A 13,500-nucleotide genomic window follows, 5' to 3' on the forward strand; every position below is an offset into this window, starting at 1 on the left:
GCCGCAAGGGCGACGGCGGCGAGGGTAACCCAGTTCTGTGGCAGCTTGCTCAGTTGGCGCTGATGTCTGCCGCCACCACGTCCTGCGGGTAGTATTTTTCAAACGATGCACGCAAGCTGCCATCTTTCGAGGCCCGCACCATGTGGGCGCTCAACACGTCCAGGTCTGCCGGGTTCAGCGTTTGGCGCGACAGGTAGGCCCCCACTTTGGAGCGTGGCAAGCCGGCCAGCATGGTGTAGCGGAACTCGCCATTCTGGATGCCTGCAGAGGCGAGCTGCAGCGCGGAGTACAGCAGTGTGGGAGGCAGGATGGTGAAGTCCGCCCGCCCTAAGCGCAGCAGGCGACCGATGGTCTCCAGGTCATTGACAAAGTCCACCCGGTTCTCGGCTATCAGGTCACGCACCAGCGTGTCGTATTCGTTGCCCCAGCTGTAGCTGCGCACCAGCGCTGCGCGCATGCTGGTCCGGCTCAGCAGGGTGCGCACATCCCGCGGCACGTTGGGCGCGTTGTGCAGCGTGATCAGGGAGGGGGTGAGGTTCACCACGTGGACAAACTGCGCCTTCTGGTCCCGCTCGGCATTTTGGGAGGCTGGCAGCAACATGTCCGATTGGTTGGACACAAACAACATGGAGTCCGCACGGGCACGGGGCACCACGGGAAACTGGAACTGGCAGCCGGCCTTGCGGCCCACTTCGCGCAGCCAGTCGGGGTAGACGCCGGTGGCCACATCGTCCACCACCTTGACGTTGAAACCCGTAGGCGCTGCAGGCACCACAATGACACGCGAGCACTCTGCCCAGACTGCGGCGCTGCCCAACCCGGCAACGGCACAAGCCGCCACCTGCAAAGCGCCAAAGCCACGCCAGAAAAGTGAAGCGGTTGCCATGGGCTCACTATACACACGGCCCGCTTTGGGTGGTACGCGTTCAGTGGCAACGTACATTGTGGTCTGCCAGTTGTTGAGAATCGAAAGGGAGAAGTATGAAAAAAGCAGTGACTTTGTTTTGTTGGGTGTTGTGCGGCTTGCTTCTGGGGCAAGGCGCCTGCGCGCAGGGCAGTTCTGCTGCACTTCAGAAGGATTGTGATGTGTGCCCCGATCTGGTGCTAATACCTACGGGCACTTTCACCATGGGGAGCACTGCCGGATTGTCGATTGAGCGCCCTGCGCACCAGGTGACGGTGGGCAGCTTCTACATGGGTCGTATGGAAGTCACACAGGCGCAGTGGGCGGCAGTGATGGGCAGTACACCGAGTGCCAATTCCGCATGTGGTCCCGAGTGCCCTGTGGAGATGGTGAGTTGGGATGAGGCGCAGGAGTACCTCAAGAAACTGAGTGTGCTTACCGGCAAGAAGTACCGTTTACCCAGCGAGGCGGAATGGGAGTATGTTGCCCGCGCAGGCACCAGCACCGCCTATTGGTGGGGAGATGTGGCGAGCCATGAGCAGGCCAACTACGGCAGTGATGACTGCTGCGAGGGGGTGGTCCAAGGGCGTGATGTGTGGGTAGGTACAGCCCCTGTCGGTAGTTTTCCCGCCAATGCCTTTGGCGTGTTCGACATGCTCGGCAACGTTGCGGAATGGACCGAAGATTTTTATCACAAGAGCTATGTCTCGGCTCCCAGCGATGGCCGCGCCTGGCTGGACGATGACCTTCGGCACCAGTATGGACGCGTGGTCCGCGGCGGTGCGTGGAACCACGATGCCGCAGGCATCCGCTCATCCAAGCGTGCTCAGGCGATCACGGTGGAGCCCAGTGAAAGCATTGGTTTTCGGGTGGCACGATCACTCTGATGTGACAGGGCGCACTAGCGCTGCCTGCCTACAGCCAGCAGCCCAGTCGCGCACTCACCACCTGCGCATCGGGGGCATCAAACACCATGTTGTGCTGCTCGGTGAGCGGGCCGCCGCCGGGCTCCACGCCACCACCGGCGTCGTAACCCACGGCCTTGAACTTCCACACCGCGCCTATGCGCTTGAGGTTGCCCACGTGGGCGCCGTCGGGCCTGTGCACGCTGTGCACATTGGTGTTCACGGGGATGAGGTGGAGTTCGGTCACGGGCGGTACCAGGGCTGGTTAACAAAGGGCTGGCCGAACTCAAACTTTTCGCCCACGCGTGGCAACACGGTTTGCACACCGGCCGTTTGGGCTGCGGCCAGGGTGCGCACCGCGGGCTCGGCCCAGTCGTGGTAGGCCAGGTTGAAGGTGGCCCAGTGCACGGGCAGCAGGGTGGTGGCGCCCAGGTCTTGCACGGCTTGCACCGCGGGCTCGGGGGCCATGTGGATGTCCAGCCAGGTGTCGCCGTAGGCGCCCACCTTGACCAGCGCCAGCTGCGGCGCGCCCAGCTTGTCGCGGATCGCTTTGAAGTGCCCGGCATATCCCGTGTCACCGCTGTAGTACATGGAGTGTTGGGGCCCCTTCACAAACCAGGACGCCCACAGCGTGGAGTTGTCCATGCTGGTGCGGCCCGAGTAGTGGCGCGCCGGTGTGCAGTGGATGGTGACCCCCTTGATGCGGGCCTGCTCCCACCAGTCCATCTCGTGGATCTGCGCGGCGGGTACACCCCAGCGCGCCAGGTGGGCGCCAATGCCCAGGCCGGCGTAAATGTGGGTGCCGCCCTGCGCCAGGTGGCGGATGGTGTCCATGTCCAGGTGGTCAAAATGGTCGTGCGAGATCACCACGGCGTCTATGTTTTTCCATTGCTCCAGCGGCAGCGGGGCCGGGTGCAGGCGCTTGGGGCCTATCCACTGGAACGGTGAGGCCCGCAGCGACAGCACCGGGTCGGTCAGGATGCGCACGCCGTCCAGCTCCACCAACACGCTGGCGTGGCCCAGCCACCAGCTGCGCAGGCCCGGCGCTGCGGGGCCGTCGAGCTGCCCGGCAGCCATCTTCACCACCGGCACCTCAAACGTGGGCTCACGCACCTGCTCGCCCAGGTAGTCGTGCAGCTCGCGCGTGAACGACAGATCGCTTACATAGGGCGGCGTGTTTTCAAAGCGGCCGTGCTGGAACTGGGGCGACTGCTGCATGCGCTGCAGGCGCGCGCCTTCGAAGGGTCCGCCAAAGGTGGGCAGTTGCAGCACGCCCCAGGTGAGCAGCGCCAGCAGCACGGCCAGCCCGGTCAGCCACTTCAAAAACTGGACGGTGCGTTGCATGGACAGACTCCCTGGGTAGTGTGCGCGCAGTGTATGCGGCTTGGGTTTAAGTGCCAAATAGGCCTCCAGCCCTTATGGAGTATGCGCAAACAGCTCCTGAATGCATAGCAATACCTGGTGCCGGTGGGCGTGCGCTTATGCTTGTACCTTTGTGTTACGGGAGCAGGGCGGATGAGACGACTGGCGTGGGTATGGCTGTGGGCGCTGAGCACCACCCTGGCATGGGCGCAGGCCCCGGTGCCGATGTTGTGGAAGGTGAGTGATGCCGACAACAGCATCTACCTGCTGGGTTCTTTTCACATGCTCAAGGCGAGTGACTACCCGCTGGCCCCGAGCGTGGGTGCCGCGCTGGCCGATGTGCAGCAGGTGTTTTTTGAAGTGGCGCCGCACGAGATGGCCGACCCCGCCTTGCCCGCCCGGATGATGCAGGCCGCTACCCGCACCGATGGAAAAACCCTGCAGCAAGCCGTGTCGCCCGCCACCTGGCGCGCGCTGCAACGCTACGCGGCCAAGAACCAGATGGACGTGGCGGGCCTGCAAGGCCTGAAACCCTGGTTTGTGGGCATGCTGCTGGCGCTGACCGAAAGCCAAAAACTGGGCCTGAACCCCGCACTGGGACTGGACCGGCACCTGATGGAGCGCGCCGCCCAGGCCGGCACACCCACGCGGGGCCTGGAAACGGCCGACGCGCAGATTGCCATGCTCGACAGCCTGGACGCCACACTGCAAGACGCCTTTTTGCAAGACACACTGCGTGAGATGGGCGACTTCAAAGGGCTGTTTGAAGCACTGCACACCGCCTGGCGCCAGGGCGATGTGGCCGCACTGGAGCGCACCGCGCTGGCCGAGATGCGTGAGCAATACCCCGTGCTCTACCAGCGGGTGAATGTGGACCGCAACAAGGCCTGGCTGCCCCAGTTGGACGCACTGCTGCGGGACAAGGCCCGCGACAACGTGCTCGTGGTGGTGGGCGCGCTGCACCTGGTGGGCAGCGACGGTGTGGTGCGCATGCTGGCCGACAAGGGCTACCAGGTGGAACGGCTGCGTTAGTGTGGACTTGGCGCGGACTTAGGGCTGACTGTCTAACTAAAGCAACAGGTGTCTAGGGTAAACCCTTGTATTGCGTATAGGGTTTACCCTATACTGCACTGCAACATCAGTTGTTTTTACTTTACAGGAGCCCACCATGGCCAGCACCACACTCAACAGCCTCACACTGCCTTCCCGCACTCAGCCCACCGTGGGTGCGTCTCTGCAAGCCCTGTGGGCGGCCGGTCAGGCTTTGTCTGTAGCGGTGTGGCAAGCGGTTGTGGGCGCCAAGTCGGCCCCCGCCAAGACTGCCTACCAAGAAGCCGAAGAACTGCGCACCTACGCCGCGACCATTCAGAGCAGCGACCCTGAATTTGCGAACGACCTGTTCGCTGCCGCCGACCGCCACGAAGGCCTGTAAGCCCTCGCAGAGGCGGCCAGCCTCTCCCCCTTACATCGTGGGGTAATCGGTGTAGCCCTTGGCACCGGGCGAATAGTAGGTGCTGCTGTCTGGCGCATTGAGCGCCGCCCCGGCCTTGATGCGCTCTGGCAGGTCGGGGTTGGCAATGTAGGTATTGCCAAACGCCACTGCATCCAGCTTCCCCTCTTTAATGGCCAGCGCCGCTTCTTCTGCGCTGTAGCCCATATTGCCCATCAGCACGCCTTTGTACTTCTCGCGGGCCACCGTCATCACATCGCCGGTTTGCACGCCAAAGAAGTCAGCCCGCATCAGGTGCAGGTAGGCCAGCTTGAAGTCGTTGAGCTTCTCGGCCAGATAGGCAATCAGGCCCACGGGGTCGCTGTCCTTCATGCTGTTGTAGCTGTTCAGGGGCGACAGGCGCAGGCCCACACGTTCTGAGCCAATGGCGGCGCTCACGGCCGTCAACACCTCCAACAAAAAGCGCGCCCGGTTTTCCACAGAGCCGCCATAGCCATCGGTGCGCTGGTTGCAGCCGTCGCGCAAGAACTGGTCAATCAGGTAGCCATTGGCGCCGTGCACCTCCACCCCGTCAAAACCGGCTTCGATGGCGTTTTTTGCACCCTGGGCGAAGGCCGCCACGATGGTGGCAATCTCGTCGGTGCTGAGCGCGTGCGGCACGGCGTGGGGTACTTTGCCGGCGGGCGTGTGGATTTCGCCCTCAATGGCGGTGGCGCTGCTGGACACGGTGCGTTGGCCGCCGTTGATGCCGGGGTGCGCTGCACGGCCCGCGTGCCAGATTTGCATGAAGATGCGCCCGCCCTTGGCGTGTACGGCGGCGGTGGTCTTCTTCCAGCCTTCAATTTGCTCTGCGGAGTAGATGCCGGGTTCGGCGATGAAGGCCGATGTGCCTTCCACCACCATGGTGCATTCGGTGATCAAGAGGCCGCCACTGGCGCGCTGCGCGTAGTACTCGGCCATCAGGTCGTTGGGCAGATGCTCGACGCCCGCACGGGTGCGTGTGAGCGGGGCCAGCACAAAACGGTTGGGAAGGGTCAGCGCGCCAACTTGCAGGGGATTAAAAAGCATGGGAAAGGCTCCAGAGAGAGTGACAACAAGGGGCGCGAAGTTATCACCCACTGAATACACCGCATGCGGTGGGGTTACTGGAAAGTGGGGTAGGTCAGGGCACAAAACCCAGCGCCGCTACGGGCGGCAGGTCTTGGCTGACGGTGTGCCAGTGTTCCCCTGCGTCGGCGCTGACCCACAGGCCGCCGGTGGTGGAGGCCATGGCCAGGGTCTGGCGGTCGGCGGCCAGTTCCAGGCAGTGGCGGTAGACCAGGTGGTAGGCATGCGTCTGCGGCAGGCCAGCGCTGAAGGTCTGGAAGGTCTTGCCGCCATCGTCGGTGCGGTTCACCACCATCTTGCCGTCCACCGGGTAGCGGTGGGTGTCGGCCTGGGCCGGCACCAGCCAGGCGCGCAGCGGGTCCTGCGGGTCGCAGGCCACGGCAAAACCAAACCCCGATGGCGCGGGCGCTGCAATACGCTGCCACCGCTGCCCGCCGTTGGCGCTGCGGTAAATGCCGCAGTGGTGCTGGGCCCACAGCACATTGGGCTGGGCTGCGCACCGCACCACGCGGTGCGGGTCTTGGGTGTTCTGGTCGTCGGTGCTGTCGGCGGGCAGGTAGTCGGCCGTCATGCCCGCTGCGGTGAGCGCCCAGCTGGCACCACCGTCCTGCGTTTGCCACACGCCGCCGCAGGAGATGGCCACCGTGATGTGTTGCGCATTGCGCGGGTCCACCAGCACCGAGTGCATGCCCGGAAAGTCATTGCCACCGCCAAACCAGCCCGGGCGGCGCGGGTCTTCCCACAGCGCGGTGCAGAGCGCCCAGCTGGCGCCACCGTCTTCCGACTTGAACAGACCCGCCGGCATGCAGCCTGCCCACAACGTGCCGGGCTGGGCGGCGCTGCCGGGTGTCAGGGCCCAGATCAGGTCCACATTCCAGGGCGTGGGGTCGTCGGCCAGCGGGCCGCTGGTGGGCTTGGGCGGAAAGGCGGGCGCAGCCATCTCGGTCCAGCTCGCGCCCTGGTCGGTGCTTTTGCGCAGCTTCACACCAAAGTGGCCCATGCGCAGCGCGGCAAACCAGTGGCCCGTGCGCGGGTCGGCCAGCACCTGCGTCACCGGGTCGCCGGCAAAGTGGTGGCCCACCACGGCCCACTGCGCGCCCTGGCCACGCACCACGAACAGGCCTTTGCGGCTGGCGACGAGTAAGGTTTGCATAGCTCAGTTCTCCGATGGGTTGGTTTCACCGCCGGGCAGCGCAGCGCACGACGTGGCAAGCGTGGGGGCCATTTTTATCCGCCGGTCAGCGCCTGGATGACCAGCACGCTGTCGCCGCTAGCCAGGGGCTGGGTCAGGGTCTGGCGGTCCATCACCATGGTTTTGTTGATGAACACCGCCACATGTTTACGGATGTGGCCCTGGTCGTCCAGCACATAGTGGCGCAGGCCGGGCGCTGCGGCCAGTGCTGCATCCAGCACCACGCGCAGGCTGCCGGGCGCCACCTGCTGCGGCGCGCATTCCACGTGGCGCCGCAGGCTGGCTGCAAATTCCACCTTCACCATGGCTTCCCCTTGTTCAAGGGCCGCAGTATTGCCAGCGCCGTGCCGCTTGGCAAGGCCGGCTGCGCCTTTTTTATGAAAAAAGTGCTGCTAGACCACGTGGAATATGCGCTAGCAGCTACTAAAATCGTAGCAGTCCATAGGCCTGTATTTCCTCCTGCACACATGACCATTCCCCGCTTTTATCCCCTAGGCACCCCCGGCCAGCCTTGGGGTCCGGCAGAGCGCGCCCAGTGGCGGGCGCGCCAGGTGCGCCAGCGCAGTTATGCCGACGATGTGTTGGCCGTGGTGGAGCGCCTGCGCGAGCGCTTTGACGTGGAGACCTATGGTGAGGTGGTGTACGGCGATGAGCACTTTGCGCTCAGGGCCATCCGCAGCCGCGCGTGGAATGCCGCCTTGCCCACCGTGCTGGTGACGGGCGGCGTGCATGGCTACGAGACCAGTGGTGTGCACGGCGCGCTGCAATTTGTGGACGCGCATGCGGCCGACTACGCGGGCCGCGTGAACCTGTTGGTGGCACCCTGTGTGAGCCCCTGGGCCTATGAACGCATCCAGCGCTGGAACTTTGACGCGCTGGACCCCAACCGCAACTTCCGTGCGGACAGCTCGGCGCAAGAGAGTGCCGCACTCATGCGCCTGGTGACGCCGCTGCACGGCCAGATTGCCGCCCATATCGACCTGCACGAAACCACCAACACCGACGAGAGTGAATACCGCCCGGCCGTGGCCGCGCGCGACGGCAAACCGTTTGAGCCCGGCACCATCCCCGACGGTTTTTACCTGGTGGACGACGGCGCCAACCCCCAGCCCGCATTCCAACAGGCCATCATCGACAGGGTGCAGCGCGTCACCCACATTGCCCCGGCGGATGCGCAGGGCTGCCTCATCGGCTCACCGCTGGTGGCGCACGGCGTCATCCACTACGCCATGGCCGAGCTGGGCCTGTGCGCCGGCATCACCGGCGCCCGCTACACCAGCACCACCGAGGTCTACCCTGATAGCCCCCGCGCCACGCCCGCGCAGTGCATCGCCGCGCAGGTGGCGGCGGTGTGTGCGGCGGTGGAGTTTGTTGCAAAATAGGGCGATAGCCCTTGTGTAATATACGCAAGCAGCTACTAAAACCGTAGCAACTCAAAACTTCCCAGCACCTGGGCGCGGCCGTTGATGATGGCGTCCACCTGGTGCTGACCGGGGTAGTGTTTGCGCGTGGTCATCTCGGCTAGCGATATTTGTTTGCCCACGTGTTGGGTTTCGTGCGGGGCCAGGTCCAGGGTTTTGAGCTTGAATACCTTGGCGCGTGTTTGGCCGTTGGCCTTGACGTAGTGCACCGCAAAGTCCACCAGCACCTGCTGCGCTTGGGCCGTGTTGTTGGTCACGTCAAAGGCCACCGCCAGCGTGCCGCCCACCACCGCGCGCTGCGGCGCAATGCTGGCTTGGCTCACCGTCACATCGGCCGACGCGCCAAAACCCAATGCCGACAAAGCACCCGCCTCGCCGCGTTTGACGGCGGTGCGCAGCGCGTGTTGCACGATCCAGCGCCGGTCGGGTGTGGCGCCCTGCAGCCAGGCGGTGGCCGTGTCGGCCAGCAGGGTGGGGTGGTCTTTGCCAATGTCGTTGAGGTTGTTGGCCACCGAGCGGCGCACATACAGCGCCGGGTCGTCCTTCAACTGCTCCAGCAGGGCCAACACCGGCGCCGGGTCGCGCTGAAAAGCGGGCAGGCGCGATGCCCAGGGCAGCCGCGGCCGCGAGCCCTCGGACACCAGGCGACGCACATGGTCGCTCGGGTCGCGCGTCCACGCCATCAGCCGCTCTAGCGTGGCGTCTTGGTGCTGCTGCAGGTAGTGGCGGATGCTGAACTCCGCCGTAAAACGCTGCGTGAGCGCGTGTTGCGCTTGCATCGACAACTCAAAATGCCCCAGCCCAAACTCCGCCACAAACACCGTGTGCGGCAGGTACAAAAACGAGGCCAGCGAAAGGCTGGGGTCGCGCCCATGCGGCTGCTCGGCAGACGCCAGCACGATGGGCAGCGCTTGGGCATAGTCTTGCGGCAAATGCCGCTGCAGCGCCCGCGCCATGTGTTTGCCACGCGGCATCAGCGCCAGCGCCTCGTAGCCGCTCAGCGCGTCGTGCAAAAACGCATCGGTGTCAAAACGCCGGTGCACCGCCGCCACCATGCGTGCAATGGCTCGGGGCACATCAGGGCCATATTGGGCAACGAGGGGTTCTGCCATGGGGGGCGGTGTTAGCTGGGGTTTAAATCGCGCACCAGGGTCTTCACCTTGGTGGTGATGATGTCCACCGCCGGCCCGTTGGCGCCGTGCGGCAAGATCACGTCGGCGTTGCGTTTGGTCGGCTCGATGAACTGCTTGTGCATGGGACGCACCGTTTCCAGGTACTGGTTGATCACGCTCTCGGCGCTGCGGCCGCGCTCGGCCATGTCGCGTTGCAGGCGGCGGATAAAACGCACGTCCGACGCGGTGTCCACATAAATCTTCAGCGACATCATGTTGCGCAGCTTGGCGTCGTACAGCGCAAACAGGCCTTCGACCACGATCACCGGTGCGGGCTTGACGGTGATGGTCTTGCTAGCGCGGTTGTCTTTGGAGAAATCGTAGGTCGGCATTTCAATCGTGTCGCCGCGGCGCAGGGCCTGCACATGCTGCACCAGCAGCGGCCAGTCAAATGCATCCGGGTGGTCGTAATTGGTCTTGCGCCGGTCTTCGGGCGACATGTGGGATTGGTCCAGGTAGTAATCGTCCTGAAACACCACCGTGGCCATCTCTGGCCCGATGGAGGCCAGCACCTCACGCGTTACCGTGGACTTGCCGCTGCCACTGCCGCCTGCGACACCGATCACGAAAGGTTTGTTGTTGGTTTTGGGCATGCTTGTTTCCGGTTCCGGGCGGGCAAAAGGGCGAGAGTTTACAAGGCAGCGGGGTGGCACCAAGGCACAGTTTAGCGGCGCACCCCATTTATGTGTCAAATAGGCCGCTAGCCCTCGTAGATATTGCGCAAGCAGCTACCAAAACCATAGCGGTCTTGCCGCGCGGTACGATGTGGCAAACCACAGGGGGAGCGCCATGGCCACCAACACCAACCAAAAACTCGCCGTCCTGATTGACGCGGACAACGCGCAGGCGTCCGTCATCCAGGAGCTGCTGGCCGAGGTGTCGCGCTACGGCACCGCCACCATCAAGCGCGCCTATGGCGACTGGACGACCACCAACCTGAAAGGCTGGAAAGAGGTGCTGCACACCATGGCCATTCAGCCCATCCAGCAGTTCAGCTACACCAGCGGCAAAAACGCCACCGACTCGGCGCTGATCATCGACGCCATGGACGTGCTGCACACCGGCAGCGTGGACGGCTTTTGCCTGGTCAGCAGCGACAGCGACTTCACCCGCCTGGCCACCCGCATCCGCGAGGCGGGGCTGGTGGTGTACGGCTTTGGCGAACGCAAAACGCCCGAACCCTTTGTGGCCGCGTGCGACAAGTTCATCTACACCGAAATTTTGCGTACCCAGCCCGAGGAAACCAAGGTGGGGCACGAGCCCGTGGCCGAGCTGCCCAAGCTAAAGCCCATCTTGCTAAACGCCCTGAACGCCACCGCCCGCGAAGACGGCTGGACCACGCTATCCGCCCTGGGCAGCCAGATCAACCGCAGCCACCCCTCGTTTGACCCACGCAACTACGGCGTGGCCAAGCTGGGCGAACTCATCCGCCAGCAGGCGGCGTATCTGGACGTGAAAGAAGTGAAGAGCGGCGACGGCGATGCGGTGCAGACGCACCTGCATGTGCGGCGCAAGGCGGCTGGGGCGAAAGCCTGAGGTTTCGCCCCAGCTCTTGGTGAGCCTTTACCAATAGCCGCTCAGTGAAATGTGATGGGCGCTGCCAGCACATTCTTCTCGGAGTCTTGTGCCTCGCCCACTTTGATTCTGAAGACGGGCTTGGTGGCCTCGTCCTTCAAGGTGCAGCTCACGAAATTGGTCTTGCCCTTTTGCGCCAACACGATGGCTGAGATGTCGGCGTAGAGGTTGCCATAATTGCAGTGCACGGTGACTTGGTAAATGCCCGGCGTCACGATCACATACGGCCAGGTTCTGCCGTGCCTGTCCAGGTTCAGGTTGTAGCTCTCGCTCCCTGCAGCGTCCATGCGCTGGATGTTGGCCAGCGACGCGTCCACATCTTTGACTTGGTCAAGCTCGGCATCGGAGTACATCTTGAACAGCGGTTTCTCTTTCGCCGCCTTGGCCTGCGCTGCCTTGGCCTCTGGGGTGCGGTAGGCGTTGAACAGCACGGTCACCTCCTCCAGGTTGCTGACCATGTCTTTGGTCAGCAGGTAGTCGGGGCGCACTTGCTTGGGTGGGCTGGAGCAGCCTGCAAGTGCCAGCAAGGATGAGGTGGCCAAAACGGAGAATAGTGATTTGTTGATATGCATGTGTTGGTTCAATAGAGATTTTTGCTGCGCCGGATACTGCAAGGGTTTTGCAATCTCTGCGGCTGCAGCTCACTGCTTGCCAAATAGCTTTGGGATTGGGGTGCCTTGGTGTGTCGGTGTGGGCAGCACTCCGATGCAACCAAGTCTTGTCTTGAGTGCGCGGCCAAGCCGCTTGTTGGCCCTGGTCTTGGCCACACGATTTCCTCCCTGATGCTTTGATCTGCTGTGCGAGCAATGTTTTTGTTGGCGCAACTTTAAACGAATTTGTCAGCCCGCCTGCTTGGTGTGCAGGTACCACGTACTTGCTCGACAACTGCGTTTGAGTCATTCGGTATTGCGTGAGCAACTCTGCAACGCGGCCCCGCAATACAGGCAGTTCCAGAGATTAGGTCGCCTGGAAAGGGCCGTTTATTCGCTACGATTGGAAGTACAAAGTCCTGTTGGGACACTGCTTGATGCATCCAATTTTTATTTCAGGGAGGATTATGTTTTTTAGAACTATTGCCACAGCACTTCTATCCGTTTTCTTGTTCGCTGGTTGCGCGTCCACCGGCTTGATGGCTGACTCATCCAGCAGCATTGGATCAAAGACCACGCCGAATCTGGTTGATGCTGGCGTGGTGCTGTTGCCGGTTACGGACCGAGCCTTGTTTACCAGCACTGGCGTTAGCCTATTTGTGAATGATGAATCCGGAAAGCAACATGCCCTGATTGGCAACATGTTTGGTCTGCCCATTCCTTCTAATGAAGGGAAGGGTATGAAGTACTACGGCGCATTCAATCTGCCTGCTGGCAACTACACATTTGTTTCCTGGCGCCTCATCAAGACAGAAGGCGGCCCGTCAGAAGCACCCAAGGAAGCCATGGGTTTTCAAGTGCGCAAGGGCGAGGTCGTCTACCTAGGAAACTTCAATGCCATTCGTCCTTTGGCTATTGGCCAGTTTCGGGACACTTTTGAGGCTGACCGTTTGAAGTTCAAAGAGATCTTCTCTTGGCTGAAAGACAAAGAGATAAAGAACCAATCCATGAAATCGGCATGGTGGCCTTTGCCCGACGGAAAGATCCCCAACTAAGACTTGCTGGTCTCAACTTCTAGCCATCTTTTTGTGAGAGTGGCTGCGGGTACGCAGCTACTCGTCTCACATGTGTGGGTAGCAATCAGCAACCCTAGTATGCTCCCAACAAAATCAAACAGCACGGCGCCAATGCGCCCGTGAAACGGGAGCGAAGAATGGATCAGCCACGTTATGGCGGCAAGCTGAAGAAGTGGAACGGGGAACGCGGATTTGGCTTCATCGTTGCCGATGACGGAGGACAGGACATCTTCGTTCACATTAGTGCTTTCGCACGCGATGGTCGCCAGCCCACCGAGGGCGAGGTGCTGACCTTTGAAGTGCAGCCCGATCGAAATGGCAAGCGCAGTGCCGTGCGTGTACGCAGGCCAGGCGAGGCACTTGCTGGCCCCGCGCCACGGCGGCCAGTGCGGCTTAGCAAATCGGGCGCAGACGAGTCCCCCGGTTTTATTGGCAAGGCTGTCTGCGGCTTATTGGTATGCGCACTGCTGTGGTTTGGCTACAGCCACTATGCAAATCGCGCGGCCAGTTTTGAATCAGAGTTGCCAGCCCTGCCTGCAAGCTTGTCGCCTGCCAAGTTGCCGTTGCCTGACGGCTTCAGGTGTGATGGGCGCAACATGTGCAGCCAGATGACCTCATGCCGCGAGGCCACGCTGTTCCTGCAAAACTGCCCCGGAATGCAAATGGATGGCAACGGAGATGGCATACCGTGCGAGCAGCAATGGTGTGTCAAATAGGCCTCTAGCCCTCGTGGAATATGCGCCAGC

Annotated in this window: 16 protein-coding genes; 7 read left to right on the top strand and 9 right to left on the bottom strand. The window is 62.5% G+C overall.

Translation table 11 applies throughout. The features are described 5' to 3' along the window. Positions 1 to 49 precede the first annotated feature (49 nt). Positions 50 to 886 (bottom strand): ABC transporter substrate-binding protein, encoded by an 837-nt coding sequence (locus C5F53_RS15565; RefSeq protein WP_161499950.1) that lies wholly within the window; start codon positions 884 to 886, stop codon positions 50 to 52. Positions 887 to 981: 95 nt separating this feature from the next. On the opposite strand from C5F53_RS15565, the gene C5F53_RS15570 reads away from it, so the two are divergent. Further along, on the top strand, positions 982 to 1,791 hold the full coding sequence (locus C5F53_RS15570) for a formylglycine-generating enzyme family protein (RefSeq protein ID WP_105262318.1): 810 nt from the start codon (positions 982 to 984) through the stop codon (positions 1,789 to 1,791). 28 nt (positions 1,792 to 1,819) lie between these two features. Here C5F53_RS15570 and C5F53_RS15575 read toward each other — a convergent pair whose 3' ends face one another. Together C5F53_RS15575 and C5F53_RS15580 are read right to left on the bottom strand one after the other, a co-directional pair. Then, entirely contained in the window at positions 1,820 to 2,056 is a 237-nt protein-coding gene (locus tag C5F53_RS15575) for a hypothetical protein (protein WP_370446739.1), read from the bottom strand. Next, positions 2,053 to 3,153: an MBL fold metallo-hydrolase gene (locus C5F53_RS15580; RefSeq protein WP_105262320.1), complete on the bottom strand. Its 1,101-nt coding sequence runs from the start codon at positions 3,151 to 3,153 to the stop codon at positions 2,053 to 2,055. The genes C5F53_RS15575 and C5F53_RS15580 overlap by 4 nt, the downstream gene beginning before the upstream one ends. 171 nt (positions 3,154 to 3,324) lie before the next feature. Between C5F53_RS15580 and C5F53_RS15585 the strand changes: the two genes are divergently transcribed. Both C5F53_RS15585 and C5F53_RS15590 read left to right on the top strand, forming a co-directional pair. Then, positions 3,325 to 4,203, top strand: a complete 879-nt coding sequence (locus C5F53_RS15585) for a TraB/GumN family protein (protein WP_105262321.1) — start codon at positions 3,325 to 3,327, stop codon at positions 4,201 to 4,203. Between the two features lie 136 nt (positions 4,204 to 4,339). Beyond that, entirely contained in the window at positions 4,340 to 4,603 is a 264-nt protein-coding gene (locus C5F53_RS15590) for a hypothetical protein (protein ID WP_105262322.1), read from the top strand. Positions 4,604 to 4,633: 30 nt separating this feature from the next. On the opposite strand, the gene C5F53_RS15595 is transcribed toward C5F53_RS15590, so the two are convergent. From C5F53_RS15595 to C5F53_RS15605, 3 genes are all read right to left on the bottom strand, one after another. Continuing rightward, on the bottom strand, positions 4,634 to 5,689 hold the full coding sequence (locus C5F53_RS15595) for an alkene reductase (RefSeq protein ID WP_105262323.1): 1,056 nt from the start codon (positions 5,687 to 5,689) through the stop codon (positions 4,634 to 4,636). Between the two features lie 94 nt (positions 5,690 to 5,783). Next, a complete protein-coding gene (locus tag C5F53_RS15600; RefSeq protein WP_105262324.1) occupies positions 5,784 to 6,881 on the bottom strand; it encodes a sialidase family protein in 1,098 nt (365 codons plus the stop codon). Positions 6,882 to 6,955: 74 nt separating this feature from the next. Further along, positions 6,956 to 7,225 carry a MoaD/ThiS family protein gene (locus C5F53_RS15605; RefSeq protein ID WP_105262325.1) on the bottom strand — a complete coding sequence of 90 codons (270 nt, stop codon included), beginning with the start codon at positions 7,223 to 7,225 and terminating at the stop codon, positions 6,956 to 6,958. A gap of 162 nt (positions 7,226 to 7,387) precedes the next feature. Here C5F53_RS15605 and C5F53_RS15610 point away from each other — a divergent pair, with 162 nt between their 5' ends. Beyond that, positions 7,388 to 8,302, top strand: a complete 915-nt coding sequence (locus C5F53_RS15610) for a M14 family metallocarboxypeptidase (protein WP_105262326.1) — start codon at positions 7,388 to 7,390, stop codon at positions 8,300 to 8,302. 35 nt (positions 8,303 to 8,337) lie between these two features. Here C5F53_RS15610 and C5F53_RS15615 read toward each other — a convergent pair whose 3' ends face one another. Continuing rightward, positions 8,338 to 9,453, bottom strand: a complete 1,116-nt coding sequence (locus tag C5F53_RS15615; protein ID WP_105262327.1) for a DNA alkylation repair protein — start codon at positions 9,451 to 9,453, stop codon at positions 8,338 to 8,340. An 11-nt stretch (positions 9,454 to 9,464) separates the two neighbouring features. After that, entirely contained in the window at positions 9,465 to 10,106 is a 642-nt protein-coding gene (udk, locus tag C5F53_RS15620) for a uridine kinase (RefSeq protein ID WP_105262328.1), read from the bottom strand. Between the two features lie 196 nt (positions 10,107 to 10,302). Here udk and C5F53_RS15625 point away from each other — a divergent pair, with 196 nt between their 5' ends. Then, positions 10,303 to 11,049, top strand: a complete 747-nt coding sequence (locus C5F53_RS15625) for an NYN domain-containing protein (protein ID WP_105262329.1) — start codon at positions 10,303 to 10,305, stop codon at positions 11,047 to 11,049. A gap of 41 nt (positions 11,050 to 11,090) precedes the next feature. Here the strand turns inward: C5F53_RS15625 and C5F53_RS15630 are convergent, their stop codons facing one another. Next, the gene (locus C5F53_RS15630) at positions 11,091 to 11,660 is read right to left on the bottom strand and encodes a hypothetical protein (RefSeq protein ID WP_105262330.1); all 570 of its coding nucleotides are present in this window, start codon (positions 11,658 to 11,660) and stop codon (positions 11,091 to 11,093) included. 455 nt (positions 11,661 to 12,115) lie between these two features. Between C5F53_RS15630 and C5F53_RS15635 the strand changes: the two genes are divergently transcribed. Then, positions 12,116 to 12,733, top strand: coding sequence for a hypothetical protein (locus C5F53_RS15635; RefSeq protein WP_146097377.1), 618 nt, complete (start codon positions 12,116 to 12,118; stop codon positions 12,731 to 12,733). 158 nt (positions 12,734 to 12,891) lie between these two features. Next, positions 12,892 to 13,470: a cold shock domain-containing protein gene (locus C5F53_RS20725; RefSeq protein WP_105262332.1), complete on the top strand. Its 579-nt coding sequence runs from the start codon at positions 12,892 to 12,894 to the stop codon at positions 13,468 to 13,470. Positions 13,471 to 13,500 lie beyond the last annotated feature (30 nt).

Origin of the sequence: Rhodoferax sp. TS-BS-61-7, assembly GCF_002943465.1 — a bacterium.
In the GTDB taxonomy this organism is placed as follows: domain Bacteria; phylum Pseudomonadota; class Gammaproteobacteria; order Burkholderiales; family Burkholderiaceae_C; genus Allorhodoferax.

Excerpts from the sequence above, each read along its gene's own strand:
- C5F53_RS15580 (WP_105262320.1), bottom strand. The coding sequence starts at position 3,153 with ATGCAACGCACCGTCCAGTTTTTGAAGTGGCTGACCGGGCTGGCCGTG.
- C5F53_RS15600 (WP_105262324.1), bottom strand. The coding sequence starts at position 6,881 with ATGCAAACCTTACTCGTCGCCAGCCGCAAAGGCCTGTTCGTGGTGCGT.
- C5F53_RS15605 (WP_105262325.1), bottom strand. The coding sequence starts at position 7,225 with ATGGTGAAGGTGGAATTTGCAGCCAGCCTGCGGCGCCACGTGGAATGC.
- C5F53_RS20725 (WP_105262332.1), top strand. The coding sequence starts at position 12,892 with ATGGATCAGCCACGTTATGGCGGCAAGCTGAAGAAGTGGAACGGGGAA.
- C5F53_RS15625 (WP_105262329.1), top strand. The coding sequence starts at position 10,303 with ATGGCCACCAACACCAACCAAAAACTCGCCGTCCTGATTGACGCGGAC.
- C5F53_RS15590 (WP_105262322.1), top strand. The coding sequence starts at position 4,340 with ATGGCCAGCACCACACTCAACAGCCTCACACTGCCTTCCCGCACTCAG.
- C5F53_RS15570 (WP_105262318.1), top strand. The coding sequence starts at position 982 with ATGAAAAAAGCAGTGACTTTGTTTTGTTGGGTGTTGTGCGGCTTGCTT.
- C5F53_RS15610 (WP_105262326.1), top strand. The coding sequence starts at position 7,388 with ATGACCATTCCCCGCTTTTATCCCCTAGGCACCCCCGGCCAGCCTTGG.
- C5F53_RS15615 (WP_105262327.1), bottom strand. The coding sequence starts at position 9,453 with ATGGCAGAACCCCTCGTTGCCCAATATGGCCCTGATGTGCCCCGAGCC.
- C5F53_RS15630 (WP_105262330.1), bottom strand. The coding sequence starts at position 11,660 with ATGCATATCAACAAATCACTATTCTCCGTTTTGGCCACCTCATCCTTG.
- C5F53_RS15585 (WP_105262321.1), top strand. The coding sequence starts at position 3,325 with ATGAGACGACTGGCGTGGGTATGGCTGTGGGCGCTGAGCACCACCCTG.
- C5F53_RS15635 (WP_146097377.1), top strand. The coding sequence starts at position 12,116 with ATGCATCCAATTTTTATTTCAGGGAGGATTATGTTTTTTAGAACTATT.
- C5F53_RS15565 (WP_161499950.1), bottom strand. The coding sequence starts at position 886 with ATGGCAACCGCTTCACTTTTCTGGCGTGGCTTTGGCGCTTTGCAGGTG.
- C5F53_RS15595 (WP_105262323.1), bottom strand. The coding sequence starts at position 5,689 with ATGCTTTTTAATCCCCTGCAAGTTGGCGCGCTGACCCTTCCCAACCGT.
- udk (WP_105262328.1), bottom strand. The coding sequence starts at position 10,106 with ATGCCCAAAACCAACAACAAACCTTTCGTGATCGGTGTCGCAGGCGGC.